Source organism: Terasakiella sp. SH-1, from assembly GCF_004564135.1.
Taxonomy (GTDB): Bacteria; Pseudomonadota; Alphaproteobacteria; order Rhodospirillales; family Terasakiellaceae; genus Terasakiella.
In genome coordinates, this window is sequence record NZ_CP038255.1 from 2983603 (window position 1) to 3005543 (window position 21941).

19 protein-coding genes and 1 pseudogene are annotated in these 21941 nt (G+C 48.9%); 8 read left to right on the forward strand and 12 right to left on the reverse strand.

The annotated features are described in order from the left end of the window. The first annotated feature begins 38 nt into the window (after positions 1 to 38). Complete coding sequence (locus E4K71_RS14075) at positions 39 to 779, forward strand: sulfite exporter TauE/SafE family protein (protein WP_135080653.1); 741 nt, start codon at positions 39 to 41, stop codon at positions 777 to 779. Here the strand turns inward: E4K71_RS14075 and E4K71_RS14080 are convergent. The 5 genes from E4K71_RS14080 to phaR form a co-directional block, all read right to left on the reverse strand. Further along, positions 776 to 1612, reverse strand: a complete 837-nt coding sequence (locus tag E4K71_RS14080; protein WP_135080655.1) for a 2-oxoacid:ferredoxin oxidoreductase subunit beta — start codon at positions 1610 to 1612, stop codon at positions 776 to 778. The genes E4K71_RS14075 and E4K71_RS14080 overlap by 4 nt on opposite strands. Continuing rightward, entirely contained in the window at positions 1612 to 3336 is a 1725-nt protein-coding gene (locus E4K71_RS14085) for a 2-oxoacid:acceptor oxidoreductase subunit alpha (protein ID WP_135080657.1), read from the reverse strand. The genes E4K71_RS14080 and E4K71_RS14085 overlap by 1 nt, the downstream gene beginning before the upstream one ends. Positions 3337 to 3494: 158 nt before the next feature. Then, complete coding sequence (locus E4K71_RS14090; protein ID WP_135080659.1) at positions 3495 to 3890, reverse strand: helix-turn-helix transcriptional regulator; 396 nt, start codon at positions 3888 to 3890, stop codon at positions 3495 to 3497. Between the two features lie 238 nt (positions 3891 to 4128). Beyond that, positions 4129 to 4686: a hypothetical protein gene (locus tag E4K71_RS14095; RefSeq protein WP_135080661.1), complete on the reverse strand. Its 558-nt coding sequence runs from the start codon at positions 4684 to 4686 to the stop codon at positions 4129 to 4131. A 238-nt stretch (positions 4687 to 4924) separates the two neighbouring features. Beyond that, entirely contained in the window at positions 4925 to 5536 is a 612-nt protein-coding gene (gene phaR / locus E4K71_RS14100) for a polyhydroxyalkanoate synthesis repressor PhaR (RefSeq protein WP_135080663.1), read from the reverse strand. A 233-nt stretch (positions 5537 to 5769) separates the two neighbouring features. Here phaR and E4K71_RS18280 point away from each other — a divergent pair, with 233 nt between their 5' ends. The 5 genes from E4K71_RS18280 to E4K71_RS14120 all read left to right on the forward strand — a co-directional run bounded on the left by E4K71_RS18280 (position 5770) and on the right by E4K71_RS14120 (position 10368). Further along, positions 5770 to 6159: a hypothetical protein gene (locus E4K71_RS18280; protein ID WP_167730570.1), complete on the forward strand. Its 390-nt coding sequence runs from the start codon at positions 5770 to 5772 to the stop codon at positions 6157 to 6159. Further along, positions 6089 to 7237 (forward strand): alpha/beta fold hydrolase, encoded by a 1149-nt coding sequence (locus E4K71_RS14105; protein WP_167730572.1) that lies wholly within the window; start codon positions 6089 to 6091, stop codon positions 7235 to 7237. The genes E4K71_RS18280 and E4K71_RS14105 overlap by 71 nt, the downstream gene beginning before the upstream one ends. Before the next feature lie 138 nt (positions 7238 to 7375). Next, complete coding sequence (locus tag E4K71_RS14110) at positions 7376 to 8551, forward strand: acetyl-CoA C-acetyltransferase (RefSeq protein ID WP_135080667.1); 1176 nt, start codon at positions 7376 to 7378, stop codon at positions 8549 to 8551. Between the two features lie 228 nt (positions 8552 to 8779). Next, positions 8780 to 9502: an acetoacetyl-CoA reductase gene (phbB, locus tag E4K71_RS14115; RefSeq protein WP_135080669.1), complete on the forward strand. Its 723-nt coding sequence runs from the start codon at positions 8780 to 8782 to the stop codon at positions 9500 to 9502. A gap of 146 nt (positions 9503 to 9648) precedes the next feature. Next, complete coding sequence (locus tag E4K71_RS14120; RefSeq protein WP_135080671.1) at positions 9649 to 10368, forward strand: DUF2202 domain-containing protein; 720 nt, start codon at positions 9649 to 9651, stop codon at positions 10366 to 10368. 12 nt (positions 10369 to 10380) lie between these two features. On the opposite strand, the gene E4K71_RS14125 is transcribed toward E4K71_RS14120, so the two are convergent. The 7 genes and pseudogenes from E4K71_RS14125 to E4K71_RS14155 all read right to left on the reverse strand — a co-directional run bounded on the left by E4K71_RS14125 (position 10381) and on the right by E4K71_RS14155 (position 18767). Further along, positions 10381 to 11622 (reverse strand): AMP-binding protein, encoded by a 1242-nt coding sequence (locus E4K71_RS14125; RefSeq protein WP_135080673.1) that lies wholly within the window; start codon positions 11620 to 11622, stop codon positions 10381 to 10383. A gap of 47 nt (positions 11623 to 11669) precedes the next feature. Continuing rightward, a complete protein-coding gene (locus tag E4K71_RS14130) occupies positions 11670 to 12500 on the reverse strand; it encodes an ABC transporter ATP-binding protein (RefSeq protein ID WP_135080675.1) in 831 nt (276 codons plus the stop codon). A 145-nt stretch (positions 12501 to 12645) separates the two neighbouring features. Further along, positions 12646 to 13920, reverse strand: coding sequence for an ABC transporter substrate-binding protein (locus E4K71_RS14135; RefSeq protein WP_135080677.1), 1275 nt, complete (start codon positions 13918 to 13920; stop codon positions 12646 to 12648). Between the two features lie 97 nt (positions 13921 to 14017). Then, positions 14018 to 15106, reverse strand: coding sequence for a branched-chain amino acid ABC transporter permease (locus tag E4K71_RS14140; protein WP_135080679.1), 1089 nt, complete (start codon positions 15104 to 15106; stop codon positions 14018 to 14020). Positions 15107 to 15111: 5 nt separating this feature from the next. Next, a pseudogene (locus E4K71_RS14145) lies at positions 15112 to 16004 on the reverse strand (branched-chain amino acid ABC transporter permease). Between the two features lie 15 nt (positions 16005 to 16019). Next, positions 16020 to 17954 (reverse strand): long-chain fatty acid--CoA ligase, encoded by a 1935-nt coding sequence (locus E4K71_RS14150; RefSeq protein WP_135080681.1) that lies wholly within the window; start codon positions 17952 to 17954, stop codon positions 16020 to 16022. Further along, on the reverse strand, positions 17955 to 18767 hold the full coding sequence (locus E4K71_RS14155; RefSeq protein ID WP_135080683.1) for an ABC transporter ATP-binding protein: 813 nt from the start codon (positions 18765 to 18767) through the stop codon (positions 17955 to 17957). It abuts the gene before it with no gap. A gap of 269 nt (positions 18768 to 19036) precedes the next feature. Here E4K71_RS14155 and E4K71_RS14160 point away from each other — a divergent pair, with 269 nt between their 5' ends. Then, on the forward strand, positions 19037 to 21076 hold the full coding sequence (locus E4K71_RS14160; RefSeq protein ID WP_167730574.1) for a PAS-domain containing protein: 2040 nt from the start codon (positions 19037 to 19039) through the stop codon (positions 21074 to 21076). A 73-nt stretch (positions 21077 to 21149) separates the two neighbouring features. Next, on the forward strand, positions 21150 to 21872 hold the full coding sequence (locus E4K71_RS14165) for a response regulator (protein ID WP_135080687.1): 723 nt from the start codon (positions 21150 to 21152) through the stop codon (positions 21870 to 21872). The last annotated feature ends 69 nt before the right edge of the window (positions 21873 to 21941 follow it).

Genomic DNA, 21941 nt, shown 5'->3' on the forward strand with positions numbered 1-21941 from the left:
TCCTTTGCGGGGTAGCCTTTTTCTTTGGATAGAGAGAAATGATGGATTCCCTATTCTGGGCTGCTGTTCTCATATTTTTATGTGCCGGAACCATTAAGGGGACAGTCGGTATTGGCCTGCCAACAGCGTCAATCTCTGTCCTTACACAGTTCTACGATCCCCACAGTGCCATCGCCCTTGTGATTTTCCCCATTATGATCTCCAATATCTGGCAGGTCTATCGCACGGGTGAGAGCCTGCGTGTTTTACGGGAATATTGGCTCTTTGGTCTGATGCTGATGGTCTTTATCCTGATTTTCACCAACATGAGCACGACCATCCCGGTTAAGACACTCATGATTATTCTGGGCAGTGTGGTTGTCCTGTTTGCCCTGAGCAGTCTATTCATCCATCCCCCGAAACTGCCTCACCGTTTTGACAAATCCATACAATTTATTGCGGGCAGTCTCGCAGGGGGCATGGGCGGGCTGACCGCTATCTGGTCCCCGCCAATGGTGATATATCTGGTCTCAAAGCGCCTTGAGAAAGATGATTTTGTGCGGGCCTCCGGTCTGCTGATCACCATGGGAAGCCTGCCCTTGCTTGCAGGCTATTGGATCAATGGATTGATGACAGGTCCCCTTGCCCTGACCTCCCTTTCCATGATGATCCCCACCCTGATTGGCTTTAGCCTCGGGGAAATGCTACGCAAAAAAGTGAATGGCGAAGTCTTCCAAAAAGTCCTGCTGATCATTTTCCTGCTCATGGGCCTGAATATCATCCGCCGGGCGCTATTTTAAAGCTCAAAGCTGGCTTCAATATCGGCTAGCCCTTGCTTCTCAGACATTTCTGGCGCATAGACCGGGCGTTGGGTTTCATAGAGAATTCCCGTTGCAAACCCATCATCTGTTGCCAGAAAACTCATGGCTTGCGCCAAGCTATGGCCCCCTTCAATCTCTCCTTTGCGCACAATCTTTTTCCATTCGGTTTGTTCCGGACGGAAAGTCACACAAGGACTCAGAATTTGCACAAATGAAAAACCTTTATGTTGCATCGCCTGGGCAATCAGTTTGGCTGACCCATTCGGGTCCCCGGCAAAACCACGTGCGACAAAAGATGCCCCGGCAGACAAAGCAATGGACAACGGGTTAAAAGGGGACACCCCTGTGCCATGCGGTGTTAATTTAGAGCCTTCCCAGTCCGAAGCTGTAGTTGGGGAAGCTTGCCCCTTGGTCATGCCATAGACTTCGTTATCCATAACCACATAGGTCATATCCACATTACGGCGACAGGCATGGAGAAAATGGTTCCCGCCAATGGAAAAACCATCACCGTCCCCCCCGGTCGCAATGACTGTAAGTTCAGGACGTGCAACCTTTAACCCGGTAGCCGCCGCCAAGGCGCGGCCATGAATGGCATGGATTCCATAAACACTGGTATAGGCCGGAATGCGCGATGAACAACCAATGCCGGAGACCACGGCACAATCTTCACGCGGGATTTGCAATTCGGCCAAAGCCTTGGTAATTGCCGCCAGTACAGAAAAATCACCACAGCCCGGACACCAGACGGGTTTATAGTCTGATTTGTAATCTTTAAAAGTCAGGGGCTTTTGTTGAAGGACTTGATCCATTATCCCAGCTCCTTAAGTGTGTTAACAATTTCACCCGGCCTAAAGGGAAGTGGCCCCGGTTTCGCCAGAACGGTTGTGTCTTTCGGCAAATCAAATTCACTGCGCAAATAACGATAAAACTGTTTGGAATGGGTTTGTTCAACCACCAACAGTTTCTTCACCCCCACCAGTGCTTCATCCATTTTATCCGGCAGAGCGGGGCTGAGCAAACGCATGGAAATCATTTTAATCTTCTGCCCTTCGCTTTCCAGTCGCTGAATGGCTTCACGCACGGGGGCAGTCACTGACCCAAATGTCACCACAGCCAGTTCCCCCTCCCCTTCAATCTCCGCCCAATGCTGGCCATAGTCAAACTGGCTAAGTTTGCGTTGGCGTTTATCAAGCTGGGCATAATGGTCTTCCGCCGAGGAAGAGGGACGGGCATTTTCAGCCGTTTCTAACCCATCAGCGACATATTCCCCGCCCGGTGTTCCCGGAATGGCCATGGGAGAAACACCACTATCGCTCAGGGCATAGCGCTTGTAATCTTCGACTCCGGCCTCAACCACTTCACGTTTGGCAACAAAGGCAAGGTCGGCAGGCTTATCAATAATATTGCGCGATTGTCCCAAAGATTGATCAGATAAAACAATCCCGGCTGTTTGCAAGGCTTCGGCCAAATGAACGGTCCATTGGGTGGTAAACAAACAGTCTGAAATGGACTGTGCCGCCGTGACAATATGGGGTGCATCACCATGGAGGCCATGAAGGGCAATGTTCAAATCGCTTTGTTCTGACTTGGTTGGAATCCCTGTAGACGGCCCACCACGCATCACATCAATCACCACAATCGGAATTTCCGCCGATACAGCCAGACCAAGGGCTTCCGTCATCAAGGCAAGGCCGGGGCCAGCCGTTGCGGTAATGGAAGGCACCCCGCCAAAGGAACCACCGATGATCATATTCACCGAGGCCAGCTCATCTTCGGCCTGCACAAGCGTACCGCCGACTTTTTCCAGATTTGGGGCCAGCCATTCCAACACTTCGGTTGCAGGGGTAATCGGATAAGCCGCACAAAAACGCACCCCACCGCGCAAAGCCCCCATACCAGCGGCTTCATTCCCGGTTAAAGACCAACGGGTTTGCTGGTTTTCCTTACGCTCCAGATGCAGATCAATACCGATCTTGCTTTCCAGATCTGTGGCGACCTGCATGCCTTTTTCCACCCCGGCAATGGAGGCATCAAGGGCAGCTTGCCCTTTGCGTTTTAACACTTTTTCCAAAATCGCTTGCAAAGCATCCAGCGGCACACCAGCCAATTCTCCCAACATGCCAAGACCGATCATGTTGGGACGACCGCCTTCAATTTCCTTGGCGGCTTCACTTAACGGGACCATGACTTGGCGCGCAACAGAAGCGGTGATCATTTCCGGTGGATTTTTCGCAGCCTCATCACCAATGATCACACTGTCTGTGCGCAAAGGGAGTTCAGCGGCAAAACGATCCACATTCATCCAGTCAAAACAGAACAGCACATCAAAATAGTCATCGGGGCAATCAATGGGATCAGACGACAAACGGATAAAAGCTGCGGCCTCGCCCCCGCGAATTTGCGGTCCGCTGGAACGGGTCATTAACCCATATAATCCTGCCTTGGCTGCCGCATCCAAAAGCATCTGGCCTGCGGTCATCACACCGGCACCACCTGCCCCGGTAATTGCGATGGAAACTGTCTTGGATGTCATATGTCTTGTGACCCCTTCTGGTTCATTGCAAACATTTGTCTAATATATTTCAAAAACAATGTGGCACGCCCATGACATTTGTCAATTTATTGAGACTAGACACAAAAAAACCGGATAGCAGCCTATCCGGTTTAATCAATACAGAGATATCTTTAAAATCAGTTACTTTCCGCAGCCAAAGCACGGGCCAACTGGCTTAGTGCATCCTGATGACGATCATTTTCAATATGAGAGAAATTACGCGCCAATTCCAGGCACATACGCTGACGGTCCGTCAGATCAATTTCTGTCTCGTCATTTTCATCAAGCCCTTCAAAGAAGAACCCGACAGGAACTTTCAACACTTGGGCAATTTCATAAAGACGCCCGGCAGAAATCCGGTTAATGCCGCGTTCGTATTTATGGGCCTGCTGATAAGTCACCCCGATCATATCAGCCATTTGTTGCTGTGAAAGGCCGAGCATAATGCGACGTTCACGAATGCGTGCGCCTACATGGCGATCCGTGTCGGTTGCCCGGTTGGTGGTTTTACCTTCAGTTGCTTCATTGGACATGAAAGCACACTCCTTGTTCAACTTACATTCCGCTTACTTCTTGTTATTTTCTATCCATGATTATAGGACACAAGACACTATTGCAAGGAAATATTTCCAAATATTTCAAATTTTCACATCTTTTTTTCGTTTAAATATCCCCACTGAAACTAGGGAAACTCTCTTTGCCTAAAAAACAGGCAACTGTCTAAAATTCATTATTTCAAATTATTTCAAATTTTATTGAAATGCCATTTGCTCAAGCGTTCATATTTAACGCTGTCAAAACAGGGGGAACCACGATTGTTTTTTCTTGTAATTCATCACGACGCAACTGCGCCTCACGCACTGCAGCTTCCCCACCGCGCTGCGCCCCGGCGGAAACATAGCGATCATGATAGGCACTATGTTGGGTACGGCTAAGCCCACCAGTATTTTCCCCGAGTTCAGATGCTGATAGCTGTGCTTGAAGCAAAGTAAAATTACCGACATGAAGCGGTGTGGCATAAGCTTCCTGAGCACTGTCCCCGATTTCAGCAAATGCCTCAGGGCTATTTTCGATTTGGGAAGGCGCACGTTCTGAACGTTGTTCTTGGCTGCGCGATGCCCCATCAAACTGATCACGTTCAAGGTTCTCACGCGGTGGACGGCCAATGCGCCCACGTGCTTCTGCTGGAAGGCTATCCACAAAGACTTGTGCAGAACGTTGTGTGGCAGACTCCTCCAGCGTTCCGGGTGATCGTGTCACACGGGCAGGCAGGGTCGTTCCAATACCAACAGCAGGTAAAGAGACCTTCGGATCAACACTCGAAACCACGTTTATCTCAAATGGTCAGACTTAAATAGGTGAAGCATATAAACCGACGACACCATCATTTGTCATCCTCGCGCAGGCGGGGATCTCCGGGATTAGGGAGACTCCCAATCAAGTTGGGAATGACGTTGAAGGGACTAAATTTACCTTGCTTCAAGGCCCAAAAGTATAAACCGAATGAACCTGCTTGTCAGCTCATTCGGTTTATTAAATCACAAATGGATGTCTTTAAAAGGGATGCTTACTTGCCCGAAAGCTTGGAAAGCTGCTCTTGCATCGCTTCAAGCTGGGCTTTCATATCCTGAAGGTCATCAACTGTTTTTTCCTGCTCTTTAGCTTCTGCAGGGGTTGGTTTTTCCTCAGAATCGGAAGAGCCATCAGCTTCCTTATAGAAAGGAGGTGTGAACATGCGCATGGCATTTTCAAACATAGCCATATTTTGCTTGTTCATTTCTTCAAACTGACCAAACGGGTTTAAGCCCCCCATGGTTTCTTGCATATAATCACGCATCTTTTCCTGATTGGTGGCAAAAGATTGCATGGATTGTTCAAGGTAACTTGGTACCAGACCTTGCAGGCTGTCACCATAGAAACTGATCAAATGACGAAGGAAGCTGACCGGCAGCAGGTTTTGCCCCTTGGCTTCTTCTTCAACGATGATCTGAGTTAAAACCGAACGGGTAATTTCGTCCCCACTTTTGGCATCAAAAACCGCAAACTGTGTCCCATCTTTGACCATCTGTGCCAAATGATCCAGGGTCACATAACTGCTGGTCGCCGTGTTGTATAAACGACGGTTCGCATATTTCTTAATGGTAATCGGTGCGTCTTGATCCTGATTTTGTGCAGCCATAGCTCTACTTCTTTTTTTATCTGTTCCCAGAACTTGTGTCATGACAGGTTCTGGCTCCCCACTGCTTGTTAGCATAACGCGAAATTGCTGCGCACAAAAGTGTTGCATTGCACTATTTGTAAAAAAATATGTAAATCATCTAAAGATTGACCCCAAACAAGTCTCTATAGTAGTTTTTTGCTGCGCTAAATGCTGCAAAATTTGCTGCACTACACAATAGAGGTTTCCAAGGGATGAGCGACTCGCAAAAAAACATCAATGATCTTGCTGCACAATATATGGAGCTGTGGCAAAAACAGCTGGCTTCGCCTGCGACAGAACGTGCGATGGGTGATGCGATGAAAACAGCCGAAGCCTTTGGAGAGCAATCAGCCGAGCTGATGAAAAATCTGGACTCACCGGAAAAAGTCCAAAACTGGATGCAAACCTGGACAGAAAGTTGGAAGGCACAGTTCGAAGATGGAAAAGACCCGCTCAGCCAATTCGCCGCCGCCGCAACGCAAGGGGCCAAGGCCACTGGCGCTCCATCTGGGGACGCTGTGGACAAGCTGGATGAGCTGTCGCAGCGCATTGACGGGCTTGAACACCGCATCCGTGAGCTGGAATCCAAACTTACAAAGTGAAGCCGACGCCCTTTTAAACGAAATTAAACGACATGACCCAGCTGCCTTTCGCGCAGCACTGGATGTTGAACATTATCTGCATGGCCTGGCCTTTACCAACGGGGTACGCGCTTATCACGCTCATCCCTATCACCGGGATCTCAAAGACCCCAAATCTATTTGGGCAGAAGGGGGCAGTCGCTTGCTCGATTACGCAGGCCGCAATGAGGGGCCTGTGGTGCTTTGCATCCCTTCCCTGATTAACAAATCCTATATCCTTGACCTCACCAAAAGTCGCAGCCTGATGCGCAGCCTGTCAAAAAAGGGCCTGCGCTGTTTCTTGCTTGATTGGGGGGACGTGGGAGAAACCGAAAAAAGCATGGGGCTGGAAGACTATATCCTGGGCCGTCTCCATCATTGTGTTCAGGAAGTCCATAAGCAAACAGGCCGCCCTGTGACCCTGCTGGGCTATTGTATGGGCGGTGTGCTGGCAACAGCCTATAGCGTTATGGAGCCGGAACATATTGAACGACTGGCCCTGCTGGCAACCCCCTGGGATTTTCATGCCGGCCACAGTTCCCATATGACTGTGATCCGCAATGCCCGCCCCCAACTTCAAAGCGTCATTGATTACGCAGACGAACTGCCTGTTGATGTCATTCAATCCCTTTTCACAGCCATTGACCCCTATGGCATTTTGCAAAAGTTTGCTGATTTTTCAAAACTGCCCGCCGATAGCGTTGAGGCACGTAAGTTCATTGCCATGGAGGATTGGCTCAATGACGGTGTGCCCCTTGCCCCGCGTGTGGCAAAAGAGACCCTGTTTAACTGGTATATTGATAATCTGCCTGGGCGTGGTATTTGGGAACTGGATGGACATTATATTGATCCCGCAGAAATAAACTGCCCGACTTTATTATATATTCCCCAAAATGATCGAATCGTTGTGCCAGAATCTGCGCTGGCACTGGGTAGCCTGATACCAAACGCCGAAACAAAATTGGTCAAGAGCGGCCATATCGGCATGGTTACAGGTAAAAATGCCATAAAAAATCTCTATGCACCTTTAGCTAAGTGGTTAATTTCGCAACCAAAGTAAGTTTTTTATAATTTCACGATCATTTGCGAACAATCATTACTTGACCATTGGCCTCTCTCCTATACTCTATGTGACCTATTGACGACGGCTGAGGTATCTTGGACCGTCCAGAGAAAATAATTTTAGGAGACTTTGAATATGACTGAAGTAGTCATTGTCGGTGCTGCACGTACAGCGGTCGGTAACTTTAGCGGTAGCCTTGCTTCCGTACCTGCTCACGAACTGGGTGCAACTGTCATCAAAGCCGCACTGGAACGTGCAGGCGTTCCGGCTTCTGACGTACAAGAAGTATTCATGGGTCAGGTTCTGACAGCAGGTCAGGGGCAGAACCCAGCACGCCAGGCTGCAATCCATGCAGGTTGCCCGGAAGAATCCACTGCGATGACAATCAACCAGGTTTGTGGTTCCGGCTTGCGTTCCGTTGCCATGGGTATGCAGTCCATCCTGATGGGCGATGCTGACATTGTTGTTGCCGGTGGTCAGGAAAACATGTCTGCCTCCAAACATGCCATGCACCTGCGCAATGGTACAAAAATGGGTCCATCCAAGATGGACGACACGATGATCGTTGATGGCCTGTGGTGTGCATTTAATGATTACCACATGGGAACAACTGCGCAAAACATCGCAGACAAGTACCAAATCTCACGTGAAGAACAGGATGCTTTTGCAGCTGCGTCTCAAAACAAAGCAGAAGCCGCACGTAACGAAGGCAAGTTTGCTGAAGAGATCGTTCCGATCACAATCAAGTCTCGCCGTGGCGAAACTGTGGTTGATACAGACGAATTCATCAAAGACGGTGTCACTGCTGAAGGTCTCGCAAAACTGCGTCCGGCCTTTTCTAAAGATGGTTCTGTCACTGCGGGTAACGCATCCGGTATCAACGACGGTGCATCCGTTGTTGTTCTGATGTCCAAGGAAGAAGCTGAAAAGCGTGGCCTGACACCGCTGGCAACTGTGAAAGCATGGGCAACACATGGTGTTGATCCGACCATCATGGGTACAGGCCCGGTTCCGGCTGTGAAAAAAGCTTTGGATAAAGCAGGCTGGGATATCGCGGATATCGACCTGGTCGAAGCCAACGAAGCCTTTGCTGCACAAGCGATTTCTGTGAATAAAGAACTCGGTTGGGATACAGATAAAGTCAACGTCAATGGTGGTGCCATTGCAATCGGTCACCCGATCGGTGCCTCAGGTAACCGCGTTCTTGTCACCCTGCTGCACGAAATGAAACGCCGCGATTCTAAGAAAGGTGTTGCGACACTTTGTATCGGTGGTGGTCAAGGCGTTGCCCTGTGTGTTGAACGCGCATAATTGACTGTTTGGTCTATTTTTTCACCCTGAAAAAATAGCATCAACCTATTGATAAATAGCCCTTTTCTATATGGAAAGGGCTATTTTTTTACCCACCCTTCATAAAGTTTGAATATTTCAAAAATAAGGGTGGATTTATTAAAATAATGTCCCCACAATGCTTTTGTCAAAGATCGGGGGTTTCGGTCTTTTCAGAATTTTTAAATGACTAATAAGAGGAAGAATCATATGGGTCGTGTAGCACTCGTTACTGGTGGAACGCGCGGTATTGGTCGCGCTATCTCTGAACGCCTTAAAGAAGCAGGTTACACTGTTGCAGCCAACTTTGGCGGCAACGAAGAAGCTGCAAAAAAATTCACAGAAGAAACAGGTATTGCTGCATTCAAATGTGACGTAAGTGACTTTAACGCTTGTCAGGAAATGCTGGCAAAGATCAAAGAAGACTTGGGTCCGGTTGAAATTCTGGTTAACAACGCAGGTATCACACGTGATGGCACATTGCACCGTATGTCTGAAGACAACTGGGAAGCTGTTATCGCAACAAACCTGACATCTTGCTTCAACCTGTGTCGTGGTGTTATCGACGACATGCGTGCAAATGGTTTCGGTCGTATCGTAAACATCGGTTCCATCAACGGCCAGGCTGGTCAGTATGGTCAGGTGAACTACGCTGCTGCCAAATCCGGTATCCACGGCTTCACAAAAGCCTTGGCACAAGAAGGTGCTGGTAAAGGCATCACTGTAAACGCGATTGCACCGGGTTATGTTGATACAGACATGGTTCGTGCAGTTCCGCCAGCAGTTCTGGAAAAAATCATTGCGAAAATCCCGATGGGCCGCTTGGGTCGTGCAGACGACATCGCACGTGGCGTTCTGTTCCTGGTTGCCGATGACGGTGACTTCGTAACAGGTGCAACACTGTCCATCAACGGTGGTCAGCACATGTACTAATATCTCTTCAACTGAGATATAAAAAAGCCCTTTCCATTCATTTGGGAAGGGCTTTTTCTTTGTTACGCCCATTACATAATAATTATAGCATATACCATCTGAATAGCTTAGTATGCGCGCCACCTTCAAAATAACCGGGCTGTCCAATGAATAAGTTCCCTTATCCGCCAAGCACCATTCTGTCTTTTCTGGTTCTTCTTGTTTTATTCGCAAGTGTGATCATCGGGTTGGAAAGTGAAACAAATTCATCGCGTGCAACACAGGCTGAGCAAACAGCACCAACTTCGGCTTCCCAGCAACAGCCCCAATCCCGGACCGTCGGTTTTTTGCGACCTACAGCGCCGTTATCTCAAGAAGAAATTCGCGATCTTCGCTTCATGCGCGAAGAGGAAAAGCTGGCACGTGATGTTTACAGCGTGTTGTTTCAAAAATGGCAACTGCCCATTTTCCAGAATATTGCACAAGCTGAACACAAACATACCAGCGCAGTTCTGAACGTCATCAACCGTTATGGCATTTCAGACCCCGCAGCCGGTAAGCCCGCAGGTGTCTATGCCGATGCCCATCTCACTAAAATGTACAAAGACCTGATCGCCAAAGGGCAACGTTCTGTTGAAGATGCCCTTTGGGTGGGGGGGATTATTGAAGAGGTCGATATTGATGATCTGGATAAGGCCATCTCACGCACCCAGCGTGGCGACATCATCCGGGTTTATCGCAACATCCAATTGGGATCGCGCAATCACTTGCGTGGTTTTGCCAAATCACTGGCCGGATTGGGACGTGATTATAAACCACAACATCTTCCCCTTGAAAGTGTCACCCAAATCCTTGCCGGTCCGATGGAAAACAATCGACCATTTTAACGATTTCTCCCCTTACTCGTAGGTGCGAATATCGTCGATCACTTTGCCATCATTAATCAAGCTACCCGGCGCAACAAATTCGATCATACCGCGCAGCTTACAGATGGTCTGCACCGTTTCGCCAATCGCCTGCGCCAGATCGTCTGAGCCCTGATCCACTTCACACTGAAGGGTCATGGCATCACGGTTGTCATCATTACTGACAACCAGACGGCCCTTTTTGATCTCGTCAAATTGTTTCACAATCTGGTTAACCTGACCGGGATGCACAAACATGCCCTTAATCTTGGTGGTTTGGTCTGCACGACCCATCCAGCCTTTGATACGCATATTGTTGCGCCCACAAGGGCTGGCCCCTTCCAAGACAGCCGATAGATCCCCTGTACCAAAACGGATCAGTGGATAGGCTTTGGACGTCAGATTGGTTACAACCACTTCACCCACTTCGCCATCTGGCACCGGATCATTTGTGCCCGGACGCACGATTTCAACCAGTACGCCTTCATCAACGATCAAACCTTCTTTGGCAGAAGATTCATAAGCAATGGACCCCAGATCAGCCGTGGCATAGACCTGACCCACATTAATGCCACGTTCCACAAACCAGTCACGCACAGACGGCGGTAAAGCCTCCCCCGTTACCAGAGCTTTTTTGAAACAGCTGGTGTCAATGCCCGCTGCATCTGCCTTTTCCAGCAAAATGCGCAAGAAAGACGGTGTGCCGCAATAGCCATTTGGTTTTAAATCACGGATCAATTCCAGCTGTTGTTCCGTATTGCCCGGACCTGCGGGAATGACACTACAGCCCAGTGCATGAGCGCCACCATCAAGGATAAAGCCACCCGGCGTCATGTGATAAGACAGGGTATTGAGCACCACATCACCTGCACGGAAACCTGCGGCATGAAACGCCCGGCTTGTGCGCCAGTAATCAGCCTCACGTCCTTCCGGGTCATAAATCGGCCCTGGGGATTGGAAATAGCGCCCCATTACACCTGTGGCTGTTGCATTCAATCCCCCAAAAGGCGGTTTGTCTTTTTGTTGGGCAACCAGATCAGATTTACGTGTCACCGGAATTTGGGCCAAAGCTTCACGGTCCAGTTTCGTTGCGTCCACATCTTGTAAGAGATCACTGAAATAGGAAGCATTGTCTTTTGCATAAGCCAGTTGGCTTGCCAGCTGAACCAGCTGTTCGCTCTCACGCGTTGTTGTGTCACGTGTTTCCAAAGGATCGTAATATTGTTGGTCGCTCATGGGTCTACCCTGTTTTTATCACTTGTCTTTTTTCTTGATTATTGGCCTTACAACCAACGCTTACGACGCTTGTAAGATTTCAGGTTTTTAAACGATTTACGGTCTTCATCACCGCCACCACCGAGGTAGAATTCTTTTACATCTTCGTTGTTCAGCAACTCTTCACGCGTCCCATCCAGAACAACTTTCCCAGATTCCATGATGTAACCGTAATCACAGTGTTTCAGCGCCATATTAGCGTTCTGTTCCACCAGCAACATAGTAATGCCCAGCTCTTTGTTCAGTGTGCGGATGATTTCAAACACTTCTTTCACCAACAGCGGGGACAGACCCATGGACGGTTCATCCAGCAAAATCATATCCGGCTTGGACATGATCGCACGACCAATCGCCAGCATCTGCTGCTCCCCACCTGACAGATACCCTGCCAAGCCAGTACGTTCTTTCAGGCGCGGGAAATAGTGATAAACCTTTTCAATGTCCGCCTTGATTTCTGCGGCACTGTCGTTGCGGGTATAAGCCCCCAGACGCAGGTTTTCCAAAACGGTCATATCTTCAATGATCCGGCGGCCTTCCATCACCTGAAACAGGCCGTTGCGCACTGTTTTTTCCGGGCTACCGTTGGCAATGTTTTCCCCTTTATAGGTCACATCACCACGAGTCACTTCACCGTCTTCTGTGCCCAACAAGCCAGAAATCGCTTTCAGGGTTGTGGATTTACCCGCCCCGTTTGGGCCAAGCAATGTCACCAGTGCCCCTTTCGGTACGTCCAGAGATACACCGCGAAGGACCAAAATCACCTCGTTATAAACAACTTCAATATTGTTAACACTCAGCATCAGGTCTGCGTTGTCTTGCGCTAAAGCTGCCTCTGCCATTGTTACTTTCCTTTTTTCCCTGTGCTCCTGAAATTAAGAGCGCGTTTGTTTCTTTAAATTTCTAAATAAATATTTTGAATTTAAGGAGTAAGGAGGTCCGACCCGAAATATGGACCGGAACTCCAAACCCTCAGGAAGGCATTCCTTAGAGGCCAAGCCACTCAGCTTTACGCTCGAGCTTCGCATCAAACAGTTTCGTCATGCCAATTGTGCCGTCTTTCAGCAGCTGCGGAACAGTCTTGGACGGATCAGCATCAGCTTTTACGTTTGCTTGGTAAACGTAAACATCCATGTGACCACGATGGTCAGTTGCTGTCCACGTACCCGCCGGGCAAACGCCTTCAAGGCCAGCCGGGATCCAGTCAGACTTCTGATACATCCCTTTTTTGATGTTCTCGCCTTTGATCCCACCGTTCTGAGCAGCCCATTCCATGGCTTCTTTCATGTAGAAGAAGGAACAGACGCCACGTACATAGTGAACGTTGTGGTGATCTTGATTAGAACCAGCAGCGTTGATTGCTTTCACCAGTTTCATACCCGGTACATCTGCGTTAAAGGCCGCAGCACCCATCGGGAAGACAACGCCGTCAGCCGCTTTACCAGCCGCTTTCATTACGTTTTCGTCCATACCCCAAACGTTTGTGATGAACTGAACGTTTGCACCAACAGCCTTACAGGATTTCAGCAGAGAAATACCCGAACCGCCAGTGTTTGCCAGATACGCATACTGTGCGCCAGACTCTTTCAGTGACAGACACTGCGCTTTAAAGTCACCAGCTTTCATAGAGTATACGATGTTGTTGCCAACTTCGAAGCCCAGATCAGCAGCGTAGCCGTTTGCCGCTTTTTTCGCAGCATTCGGGTACGGGTGGTTGTCGCCCATGAAGACGAATTTCGGCTTGGCAATGCCTTTTTTCTTCGCATCAGCTGCAGCCCACTGGATTACAGCGCGCGCGCCATCAGAATAAGACGGGCCAGCGAAGAAGTTGTACGGTGCACCTTTTTTCACATGGTCAGACTTACCAGTCGGGTCCTGCAGGTGAGCAGAATAAGACGCAGAATAGTAAGGGATCTTGTCACGGCCAACAAAACCAACCAGTGCTTCGGTATCAGCTGTACCCCAGCCCTGAATGACAACCGCGCCCGCAGATTTCCATTTTTTGTACTGACCAATGGCTTGCGGTGCTTTGTAACCGTAATCCACTGTGTCCAGTTCAATCATTTTACCCGCAATACCACCATTGGCATTGATGTAAGCTGCTGCATCTTTTTTACCTTGTGTAAAAGGCTTGGATACAGAAGCCGTCGGGCCAGTCAAGTCAGCCAGGTTTGCAATCAGAAGCTTGTCAGCAGCCAGTGCGGAACCGGCAAAAGCAACTGCAGTAGAAGTGGCCAACAGACCTGTCATAAATTTGCGCATGTAATGCGTCTCCCTTTAATAAAGTTAACCTTCCTGTAGAGGTGATCTGGGGCATTTATTTTTGCTTTTATCGCCCCAATATTTCGAACAAATCGAATTAGTACGAGAATGGGTAAAGCTTCCAATAAGCCTTGGTCATTCTCCAGCGGTGGGCCAGCCCTTCCGGTTCAAAGATCAGGAACAGGACAATTGCCAAACCAACCGTCATTTCTTTTAAGAAGTTGATGCCATCCATAAAGCCGGAGCCAACACCGGGAATAGCAGATGCCATACCCGCAGCCCCTTGCATGATCTCTGGCAAGAGAACCATGAAAACTGTCCCCATCATTGAGCCCATGACACTGCCCAAACCACCGATGATGATCATACCGATGAACTGAATGGACAGCAGCAGGTTGAAGCTTTCAACCGATACATATTGGAGGTAATGAGCATAAAGCGCACCCGCCACACCGGCATAGAAAGAGGAAATACCGAAAGACAAAACACGGTACCATGTCAGGTTAATACCCATGACTTCGGCCGACAGATAGTGGTCACGGACCGCAACAAAGGCACGACCATCACGTGAGCGCATCAGGTTTGATGCACCGATATACATGATCACCACATAGACCAGAACCACATAGTAGTAGCTACGGTCCGTATCAAGGGCAAAACCGAAGATCTCGAACGGGTTGGCCAAGGCACCGGCAGAACCACCTGTGAACCATTCTGCACGGGCAAAGAAGTCTTCCAGAATGAACTGGGACGCCAGCGTTGCAATGGCAAGGTAGAGACCTTTAATACGCGCAGCCGGCATACCGAACATCATCCCCACAGCCATAGTCAGCAAACCTGCCAACGGAATGGTGAAGAAAACCGGGATGGAGAATTCGTTGCTCATCCAGGCTGAGGCAAAGGCACCAAAGCCGAAGAATGCTGCGTGCCCCAGTGAAATCTGACCGGTAAAACCAACCAGAATGTTCAGGCCCAATGCCCCGATGGACATGTAACCAATCTGGATCATCAGGGACAGCATGAAGTCACTGACGAAGCTGAACTCACCGATTTGCAGTGGGGCGATGATACACAGGATCACCCCCATCATTGCAAATTTTTTGGACGTAGGCGTCGGAAAGATGGTTGTATCTTTCTCGTAGGTGGTGCGGAATTCACCGCACCGCATCATGTTATAACCAGCCATCTTTCTTATACTCGCTCAATATCTTTTGTACCAAACAGACCGTAAGGTTTGATCATCAGAATGATAACCAGCACGTAGAACGGTGCGATTGTGTAAAGTTGCCAACCTGGAACCACTGGCTATCTGCAAATTCTGCAAAGTTTTCCAGCAGGCCGATGATGATGCCGCCAACGATGGCACCCACGATTGAGTCCAGACCGCCAAGGATTACCGCCGGGAATACTTTGATCCCGATGAAGGCCAAGGTGTCAGACACACCGTTCACAATCCCGATAACCACACCGGCAACCGCAGACACAACAGCGGAGATCGCCCAGGCCATGGCAAATACGTTTTTCACGGAAATACCCAGTGATTGCGCAACCTGTTGGTCAAAGGCTGTGGCACGCATGGCGAGGCCATGTTTGGATGTTTTAAAGAACCAGGCAAAACCCACCATGATGAAGAGTGATATAATCAAACTCATGATATAGGCGCTCTGGATCTGGAAGCCCCAGAACTGGACAGTTTCCGTATCAAACACTTTCGGGAAAGGCTGTACGTCCACACCGAACATCCATTTCATACCCGCCTGGAAGAACAGGGACAGACCGATAGTCACCATGATGACCGAGATAATCGGCTCGCCAATCATGGGGCGCAAAACGATGTTTTGAAGGGCAATACCAAAGACCGTCATAAAGGCCAGCGTAAAGAGGAAGCCAACCACAAAGGGCAACTGCCATTCCGTTAGGAAATACCAGCAGGCCCATGCACCGATGAGCAGGAACTCACCTTGGGCAAAGTTAACAATCTGTGTTGATTTATAAATCAGAACGAAGCACATCGCGACCACACCGTAAAGTGCACCGATGATCAGCCCGTTCATAAGCAGCTGGATAAGTAGATCCCAATTCATTTTAGTCGTCCTCCCTTATTCAGCCGCAGCTTTTGTTTGTTGAGGAATTGCACCGTCCATGGATTCCACCATAAGGTCGGTCACGATGTGCGACTTGGAGCCATCCTGGAAGGTAATCATCGTATCAATATGCACTTCCGGCTTGTCTTCATAGATCGCATCAATAACGTCAGCGTATTTCTCCGCCACCACTTTACGGCGGACCTTACGTGTCCGTGTCAGCTCGCCATCATCGGCATCCAGCTCTTTATAAAGAAGCACGAACTTCTTGATTTGCTGGGCCTCTGGCAGGGTCGCGTTTACCTGTTCAATCTCTTTCTTCACCGCTTCATAAACCGGTGCCAGTGACGACAGATTGGTGTAGTTGGTGAAAGCAATCTGATTTTGCTCTGCCCATTTTGAGACGATGGAGAAACGGATACAAATCAGGGCCGAGAGATACGGGCGATCCTTACCCAAAATCACAGCTTCACCCACATAAGGGGAGAACTTGAGTTTATTCTCAATAAACTGCGGGGAGAAGCGAATACCTGTAGATGTTTCCGCCAAATCCTTGATCCGGTCAATCACCACCAGGTGGCCGTTTTCTTTCTTGAAGTAACCCGCATCACCTGTATGCATCCAGCCATCACGCACATCTTCCTTAGTGGCTTCTTCATTTTTGTAGTAGCCGAGGAACATACCTGTGTTTTTGGAAACAATTTCACCAACACCTTCTTCATCCGGATTGATGATCTTGATTTCGGAATTCTCAAACGGATGACCGACAGAATCGAAATCAATGTCATTGCCACGGTGAATGGTATAGGCACCGGCCATTTCTGTTTGACCGTACAGCTGTTTCAGCGGCACACCCATGGCGAGGAAGAAGCGGAATGTATCCGGCCCCATCGCTGCACCACCTGTGGCGGCTGAACGCAGGTTGGTGAAACCAAGACGGTCACGCAAGGCGCGGAACAGGATGAAGTCAGCCAGTTTGGAACGTTCACCACGATCCAGCGCTTCCATACCCAGCTTCATGCCCCAGTTAAACATTTTCTGTTTAAACGGTGTGGAGTCCATCATGCGAGCCTTCACGTCTGCGGCGATATTTTCCCACACACGCGGGGCCAACAAAACGAAGCTTGGGCCAATTTCGCGAAGATCGGACATCATTGTTTCCGGTTCTTCCACGAAGTTGACAATCACACGGGCCACAAGGGCCTGAGAGACCACATACATCTGTTCCATAATCCACGGCAGTGGCAGAACAGAAACATAGTTATCACCCGGCTTTTTGTCATCCGCTTCAAGATAGGCAATGGTGTGATCCAAGAACGGACCGGACTGCAACATGGTCAGCTTCGGATTAGATGTTGTCCCTGATGTCGTACACAGAATAGACACGTCATCAGCATGGCCCTTATCCACCAGATCGTCATAGATCTTTGGATTTTTCACCAATGCCTCACGGGCCATGTCTTTGAGCTTTGCATGATCCAGAAGACGCTCATCATCATATTTACGCATGCCACGTGGGTCGCAATAAACGATATGCTTGATGGAAGTCACATCTTCCAGTTCCAGCAGCTTATCCACCTGCTCTTCATCTTCTGCGATAACGACTTTTGTTTCCGCATAATTGATCAGGTAAGAAGCTTCCGGGCCTAAGGAATCTTCGTAAATCCCCATGGACATGGACCCAATGGCCTGGGCTGCCACTTCGCCCCACACCCATTCCGGGCGGTTTTTACCAAGAAGGCCGACCGTATCGCCCTTCCCGCAGCCCAACACATGCATCCCCACAGCCAGAAGCTTTACTTCTTCGTGGTAGTCAGCCCATGTGAATTCATTCCAGATACCGAATTCTTTTTCGCGCATGGCGACGTCATTCGGCCAATTTTGTGCATTGTAGCGCAAGATTTTGGGGAACGTATCATGCACCTTAATGTCGCAATATTGATTGCTCATTTAAGCCACCTCGCCTGAAACTTCGTCAGCGTCATCTTCTTCACCGAGGTAAGCGCGCTTAACGTAATCGTTGCTCATAATTTCATGGGGCAGGCCCTCGGCAATATTCTTACCAAAGTCCAGAACCATCACGCGTTCAGAAATGTCCATGACCACACCCATATCGTGTTCGATCATGATCACCGTCATGCCCCATTCTTCATTGAGGTCAACGATGTAACGCGCCATATCTTCTTTTTCTTCCAGGTTCATCCCGGCCATTGGCTCATCCAGCAAGATCAGGTCTGGACGCAGGGCTACGGCACGAGCAAGCTCAACACGCTTGCGCAGACCATAAGACAGCGTACCTGCCACAGACTTGCGGATATGGGAGATTTCCAGAAAGTCGATAATATCTTCGGCTTCACGACGGTGGATAAGCTCTTCTTTCTGCGCCCCACCGACCCAATAGGCCATACCGTTCAAAAAGTTATTTTTCATCAGGTGGTGGCGACCAACCATGATGTTATCCAGAACCGTCATGTGCGAGAACAGGGCCAGGTTTTGGAACGTACGCCCCATACCCAGTTCAGCACGATGGTTCGGTGTCATTTTCGTAACTTCTTGTCCCTTGAACTTAATGGACCCTTCCTGCGGCGAATAACGCCCGGATACACAGTTCAAAAGAGATGTCTTCCCCGCACCGTTCGGCCCGATGATGGAAAACAATTCACCTTGTTTTACATTGAAGCTGACATTGCTCAGCGCACGGACACCGCCAAAACGCAAGGAAATGTCATCAACTTCCAAAATGGGCGTATTTTGCCCTGTCATCTACTTTCTCCCCGTCAGATCGTCTTTAACGTTAAAGACCATTTTAGTTGTCGTTTACGTCAACGTAACATTACCCTTCATCAAAGGAAACAAATAACCTTACGCTTACGTAAACGTCTTATTTGACTGTAGGAAGCCTAGCCCATAACTGTGAAGGGGCAATGCAGAGACTTTCAAGAAACCGATAAACTTTGTAAAGGAATGTAAAGTTCACCCTCACATCCAAGCTTTTCGCTAGCCTGTAGATGAGTTACAACACAGGTATGGTAATGGGAAAAACATATAAAATTCTGGATAAACAGAAGATTAGCGCCCTTGATGGCCCTTCTCTGGATGCGCAACAATGGGCCTTTGTTCAAACGGGTCTGGAACATCTGGATGACGGTTTTTCCATTTTTGATACCGACCTTAAACTGGTTGCCTGGAATTCAAAATTCTTTGAGCTGACCGACTTTCCCATCGAGGAATTCAGCTATTACGGTGCCCCTTTTGAAAGCTTCATTCGCTATAATGCTGAACGGGGAGAATACGGTCAGTTTCCGGTAGAAGACATTATTGCCGATACCGTGGCCGAAGCTCGTAAATTTCAGCCTCATGTCATGGAACGCGAACGCCCAAACGGCATGATTTTGGAAGTGCGCGGCAATCCCATGCCCGGTGGTGGCTTTGTCACTGTTTACAAAGACATCACTGAACGTAAAAAAGCCGAACGCTACCTTCGCCAAGCCAATGATGAGCTGGAAGCCCGCGTTCAATCACGCACTGCCGAACTGAACGAAGCCCTTAAGGCCCTTAAGAAATCAGAAGAACAAATCCGTCTGATTGCCGATACGGTCCCTGCCCTCATTGGATATGTCGATAAAAACCAGACCTATACCTTTGCCAATAAACAATATGAAGACTGGTTTGGCCGCAGCCCGGACAAGCTTGTGGGAAAGTCAGCCAAAGAAGTTCTGGGTGATCAAATCTATCGTGATCAGCTTTCCTGCATTCATGCAGCCTTAAATGGCGAAGAAGCCTCACGCGAATTTATTCTAACCATGTCTGACGGGCGCGAGATTAATGCGCTTGTATCTTATATTCCCCATAAAAATAAAGAGGGAAAAGTCTGGGGCTATTTTGTTTTAGGTCAGGATGTCACCGATATTCGCAGTGCTGAATTTAAATTCCGCCAAGCCCAGAAAATGGAAGCCATCGGCCAACTCACCGGCGGGCTGTCCCATGATTTCAACAACCTGCTGACTATTATCATCGGCAATCTATCCGTTTTACAAGAAGATGGCGAAAACGACCCTGCCCTGCTCGATATGGTTGACCCGGCACTGGATGCAGCACGCCGGGGTGGGGAACTGGTGAAGCAACTTCTTGCCTTTGCACGACGCCAGCCCCTTAAGCCTGCCTTAAGTGACCCTGGTGAATTGATTATCGGCATGCAGGATTTGCTCAGCCGTGCGGTGGGCTCCCAAGTGGAACTTAGCCTACATGTCAATGAGAATGTCTGGCCCGTCCTGATTGATGCCCATCAGTTTGAAAACTCTATTCTAAATCTGTGCATCAATGCACGTGATGCCATGAACGGGGTTGGAAAAGTTTCGATCTTTGCTGAAAATGTCACCCTAAAAAGTGTCTTTTCGGATCGCAACATTGATGTCACACCGGGTGATTATGTGGTGATTTCCGTGGTGGATAATGGTTCTGGCATGCCACCTGAAATTATGGAACGAATTTTCGAACCCTTCTTCACGACCAAGGAAAAAGGGCCAAACAGTGGTCTGGGTCTATCCATGATTTATGGTTTTGTACGTCAATCCCAAGGTCATTTACAAGTCGACAGCCAATTGGGTGAAGGCACACGTTTTCGCATGGTTCTGCCCCGTAGTCAGGAAACTCAAATCAGCGAAAAGAGCCAAAACCGCAATCACAATGTTCCACAGGGGAGTGAAAGAATCCTTCTTGTCGAAGATGACCCCGGTGTGCGAGCCTTTGCCTCCAACAGCTTGCGCCGCCTTGGGTATGACGTGATTGCCGCCAGCGATGGTCACGAGGCCCTTGGAATTTTGGAACTGGATTCTCAGTTTGATCTGATTTTCTCTGATATTGAAATGCCCGGCGGTCTCAATGGCATTGAAATGGTCGAACAAATCAGACACACGCTTCCTAAACTTCCTGTCTTGTTCATGTCAGGATATCCGGACAAAGTGATGGATCAAACGGGACGTGATCAAGAAGAAATTGACCTTCTGGCCAAACCATTTGAACGGCTGGAACTGGCCAATCGCATCCGTCGGGCGCTTGATCGAAACAATTGAAATAAAAAGCCTTCTTTCAAGCACACTAATCTTCATGTAAGATTTCAAATAAAACACAAACACAGGGACTAAAATGACAGATACAGGTCATATTCTGATTGTTGATGACGAACCCCATATCTGTTCGTTGGTGGAACGCTGCCTGACAGGGGTTGGTTTTCGCGCAAGTTCGGCACAAAGCGGCGAAGAAATGAAAGCTGCTTTGGCCAAAGGCGATGTGGATATGGTGGTGCTGGACCTGATGTTACAGGGGGAAGACGGCCTTGACCTGTTGCGCCAAATCCGTGGGGAAAACGAAATTCCGGTGATTATTCTGACCGGTATGGGCGAAACAGCCGACATGGTCATTGGCTTGGAACTGGGCGCGGATGATTATATCTCCAAACCGTTTGAGCCCCGCGAATTGCGTGCCCGCGTGCGCAGTGTATTGCGTCGTTCCAAAGGGGCTTCTCAAAACACACCTAAAGGGGATGAGATTTCAGAAATGCGTTTTGCCGGATGGACACTGGATCGCATGGCACGCAAACTCATTGACCCCACAGGTACAGAGACCCCCTTAACAGCAGCACAATTTGACCTACTGACCGCCCTTGCCTGCCACCCCAATCGGGTACTGAGCCGGGACCAACTACTGGATTTGGCCCGTGGCCGGGAATCATCGCCTTTTGACCGTTCAATTGATGTCCATATCGGGCACTTGCGTCAAAAAATTGAAAAAGACCCCAAAGACCCGACCATGATCAAAACTGTTTATGGGGCAGGCTATATTTTCACCCCGACAGTGAATGTCTCCTAAATCAAACGTCGTCCTCGCGAATGCGGGGACCTTATTCACTTGAGATAAAGATTCCCAATCAAGTTGGGA

Excerpts from the sequence above, each read along its gene's own strand:
- E4K71_RS14075 (WP_135080653.1), top strand. The coding sequence starts at position 39 with ATGATGGATTCCCTATTCTGGGCTGCTGTTCTCATATTTTTATGTGCC.
- E4K71_RS14080 (WP_135080655.1), bottom strand. The coding sequence starts at position 1,612 with ATGGATCAAGTCCTTCAACAAAAGCCCCTGACTTTTAAAGATTACAAA.
- E4K71_RS14085 (WP_135080657.1), bottom strand. The coding sequence starts at position 3,336 with ATGACATCCAAGACAGTTTCCATCGCAATTACCGGGGCAGGTGGTGCC.
- E4K71_RS14090 (WP_135080659.1), bottom strand. The coding sequence starts at position 3,890 with ATGTCCAATGAAGCAACTGAAGGTAAAACCACCAACCGGGCAACCGAC.
- phaR (WP_135080663.1), bottom strand. The coding sequence starts at position 5,536 with ATGGCTGCACAAAATCAGGATCAAGACGCACCGATTACCATTAAGAAA.
- E4K71_RS18280 (WP_167730570.1), top strand. The coding sequence starts at position 5,770 with ATGAGCGACTCGCAAAAAAACATCAATGATCTTGCTGCACAATATATG.
- E4K71_RS14105 (WP_167730572.1), top strand. The coding sequence starts at position 6,089 with ATGAGCTGTCGCAGCGCATTGACGGGCTTGAACACCGCATCCGTGAGC.
- E4K71_RS14110 (WP_135080667.1), top strand. The coding sequence starts at position 7,376 with ATGACTGAAGTAGTCATTGTCGGTGCTGCACGTACAGCGGTCGGTAAC.
- phbB (WP_135080669.1), top strand. The coding sequence starts at position 8,780 with ATGGGTCGTGTAGCACTCGTTACTGGTGGAACGCGCGGTATTGGTCGC.
- E4K71_RS14120 (WP_135080671.1), top strand. The coding sequence starts at position 9,649 with ATGAATAAGTTCCCTTATCCGCCAAGCACCATTCTGTCTTTTCTGGTT.
- E4K71_RS14125 (WP_135080673.1), bottom strand. The coding sequence starts at position 11,622 with ATGAGCGACCAACAATATTACGATCCTTTGGAAACACGTGACACAACA.
- E4K71_RS14130 (WP_135080675.1), bottom strand. The coding sequence starts at position 12,500 with ATGGCAGAGGCAGCTTTAGCGCAAGACAACGCAGACCTGATGCTGAGT.
- E4K71_RS14135 (WP_135080677.1), bottom strand. The coding sequence starts at position 13,920 with ATGCGCAAATTTATGACAGGTCTGTTGGCCACTTCTACTGCAGTTGCT.
- E4K71_RS14140 (WP_135080679.1), bottom strand. The coding sequence starts at position 15,106 with ATGGCTGGTTATAACATGATGCGGTGCGGTGAATTCCGCACCACCTAC.
- E4K71_RS14150 (WP_135080681.1), bottom strand. The coding sequence starts at position 17,954 with ATGAGCAATCAATATTGCGACATTAAGGTGCATGATACGTTCCCCAAA.
- E4K71_RS14155 (WP_135080683.1), bottom strand. The coding sequence starts at position 18,767 with ATGACAGGGCAAAATACGCCCATTTTGGAAGTTGATGACATTTCCTTG.
- E4K71_RS14160 (WP_167730574.1), top strand. The coding sequence starts at position 19,037 with ATGGGAAAAACATATAAAATTCTGGATAAACAGAAGATTAGCGCCCTT.
- E4K71_RS14165 (WP_135080687.1), top strand. The coding sequence starts at position 21,150 with ATGACAGATACAGGTCATATTCTGATTGTTGATGACGAACCCCATATC.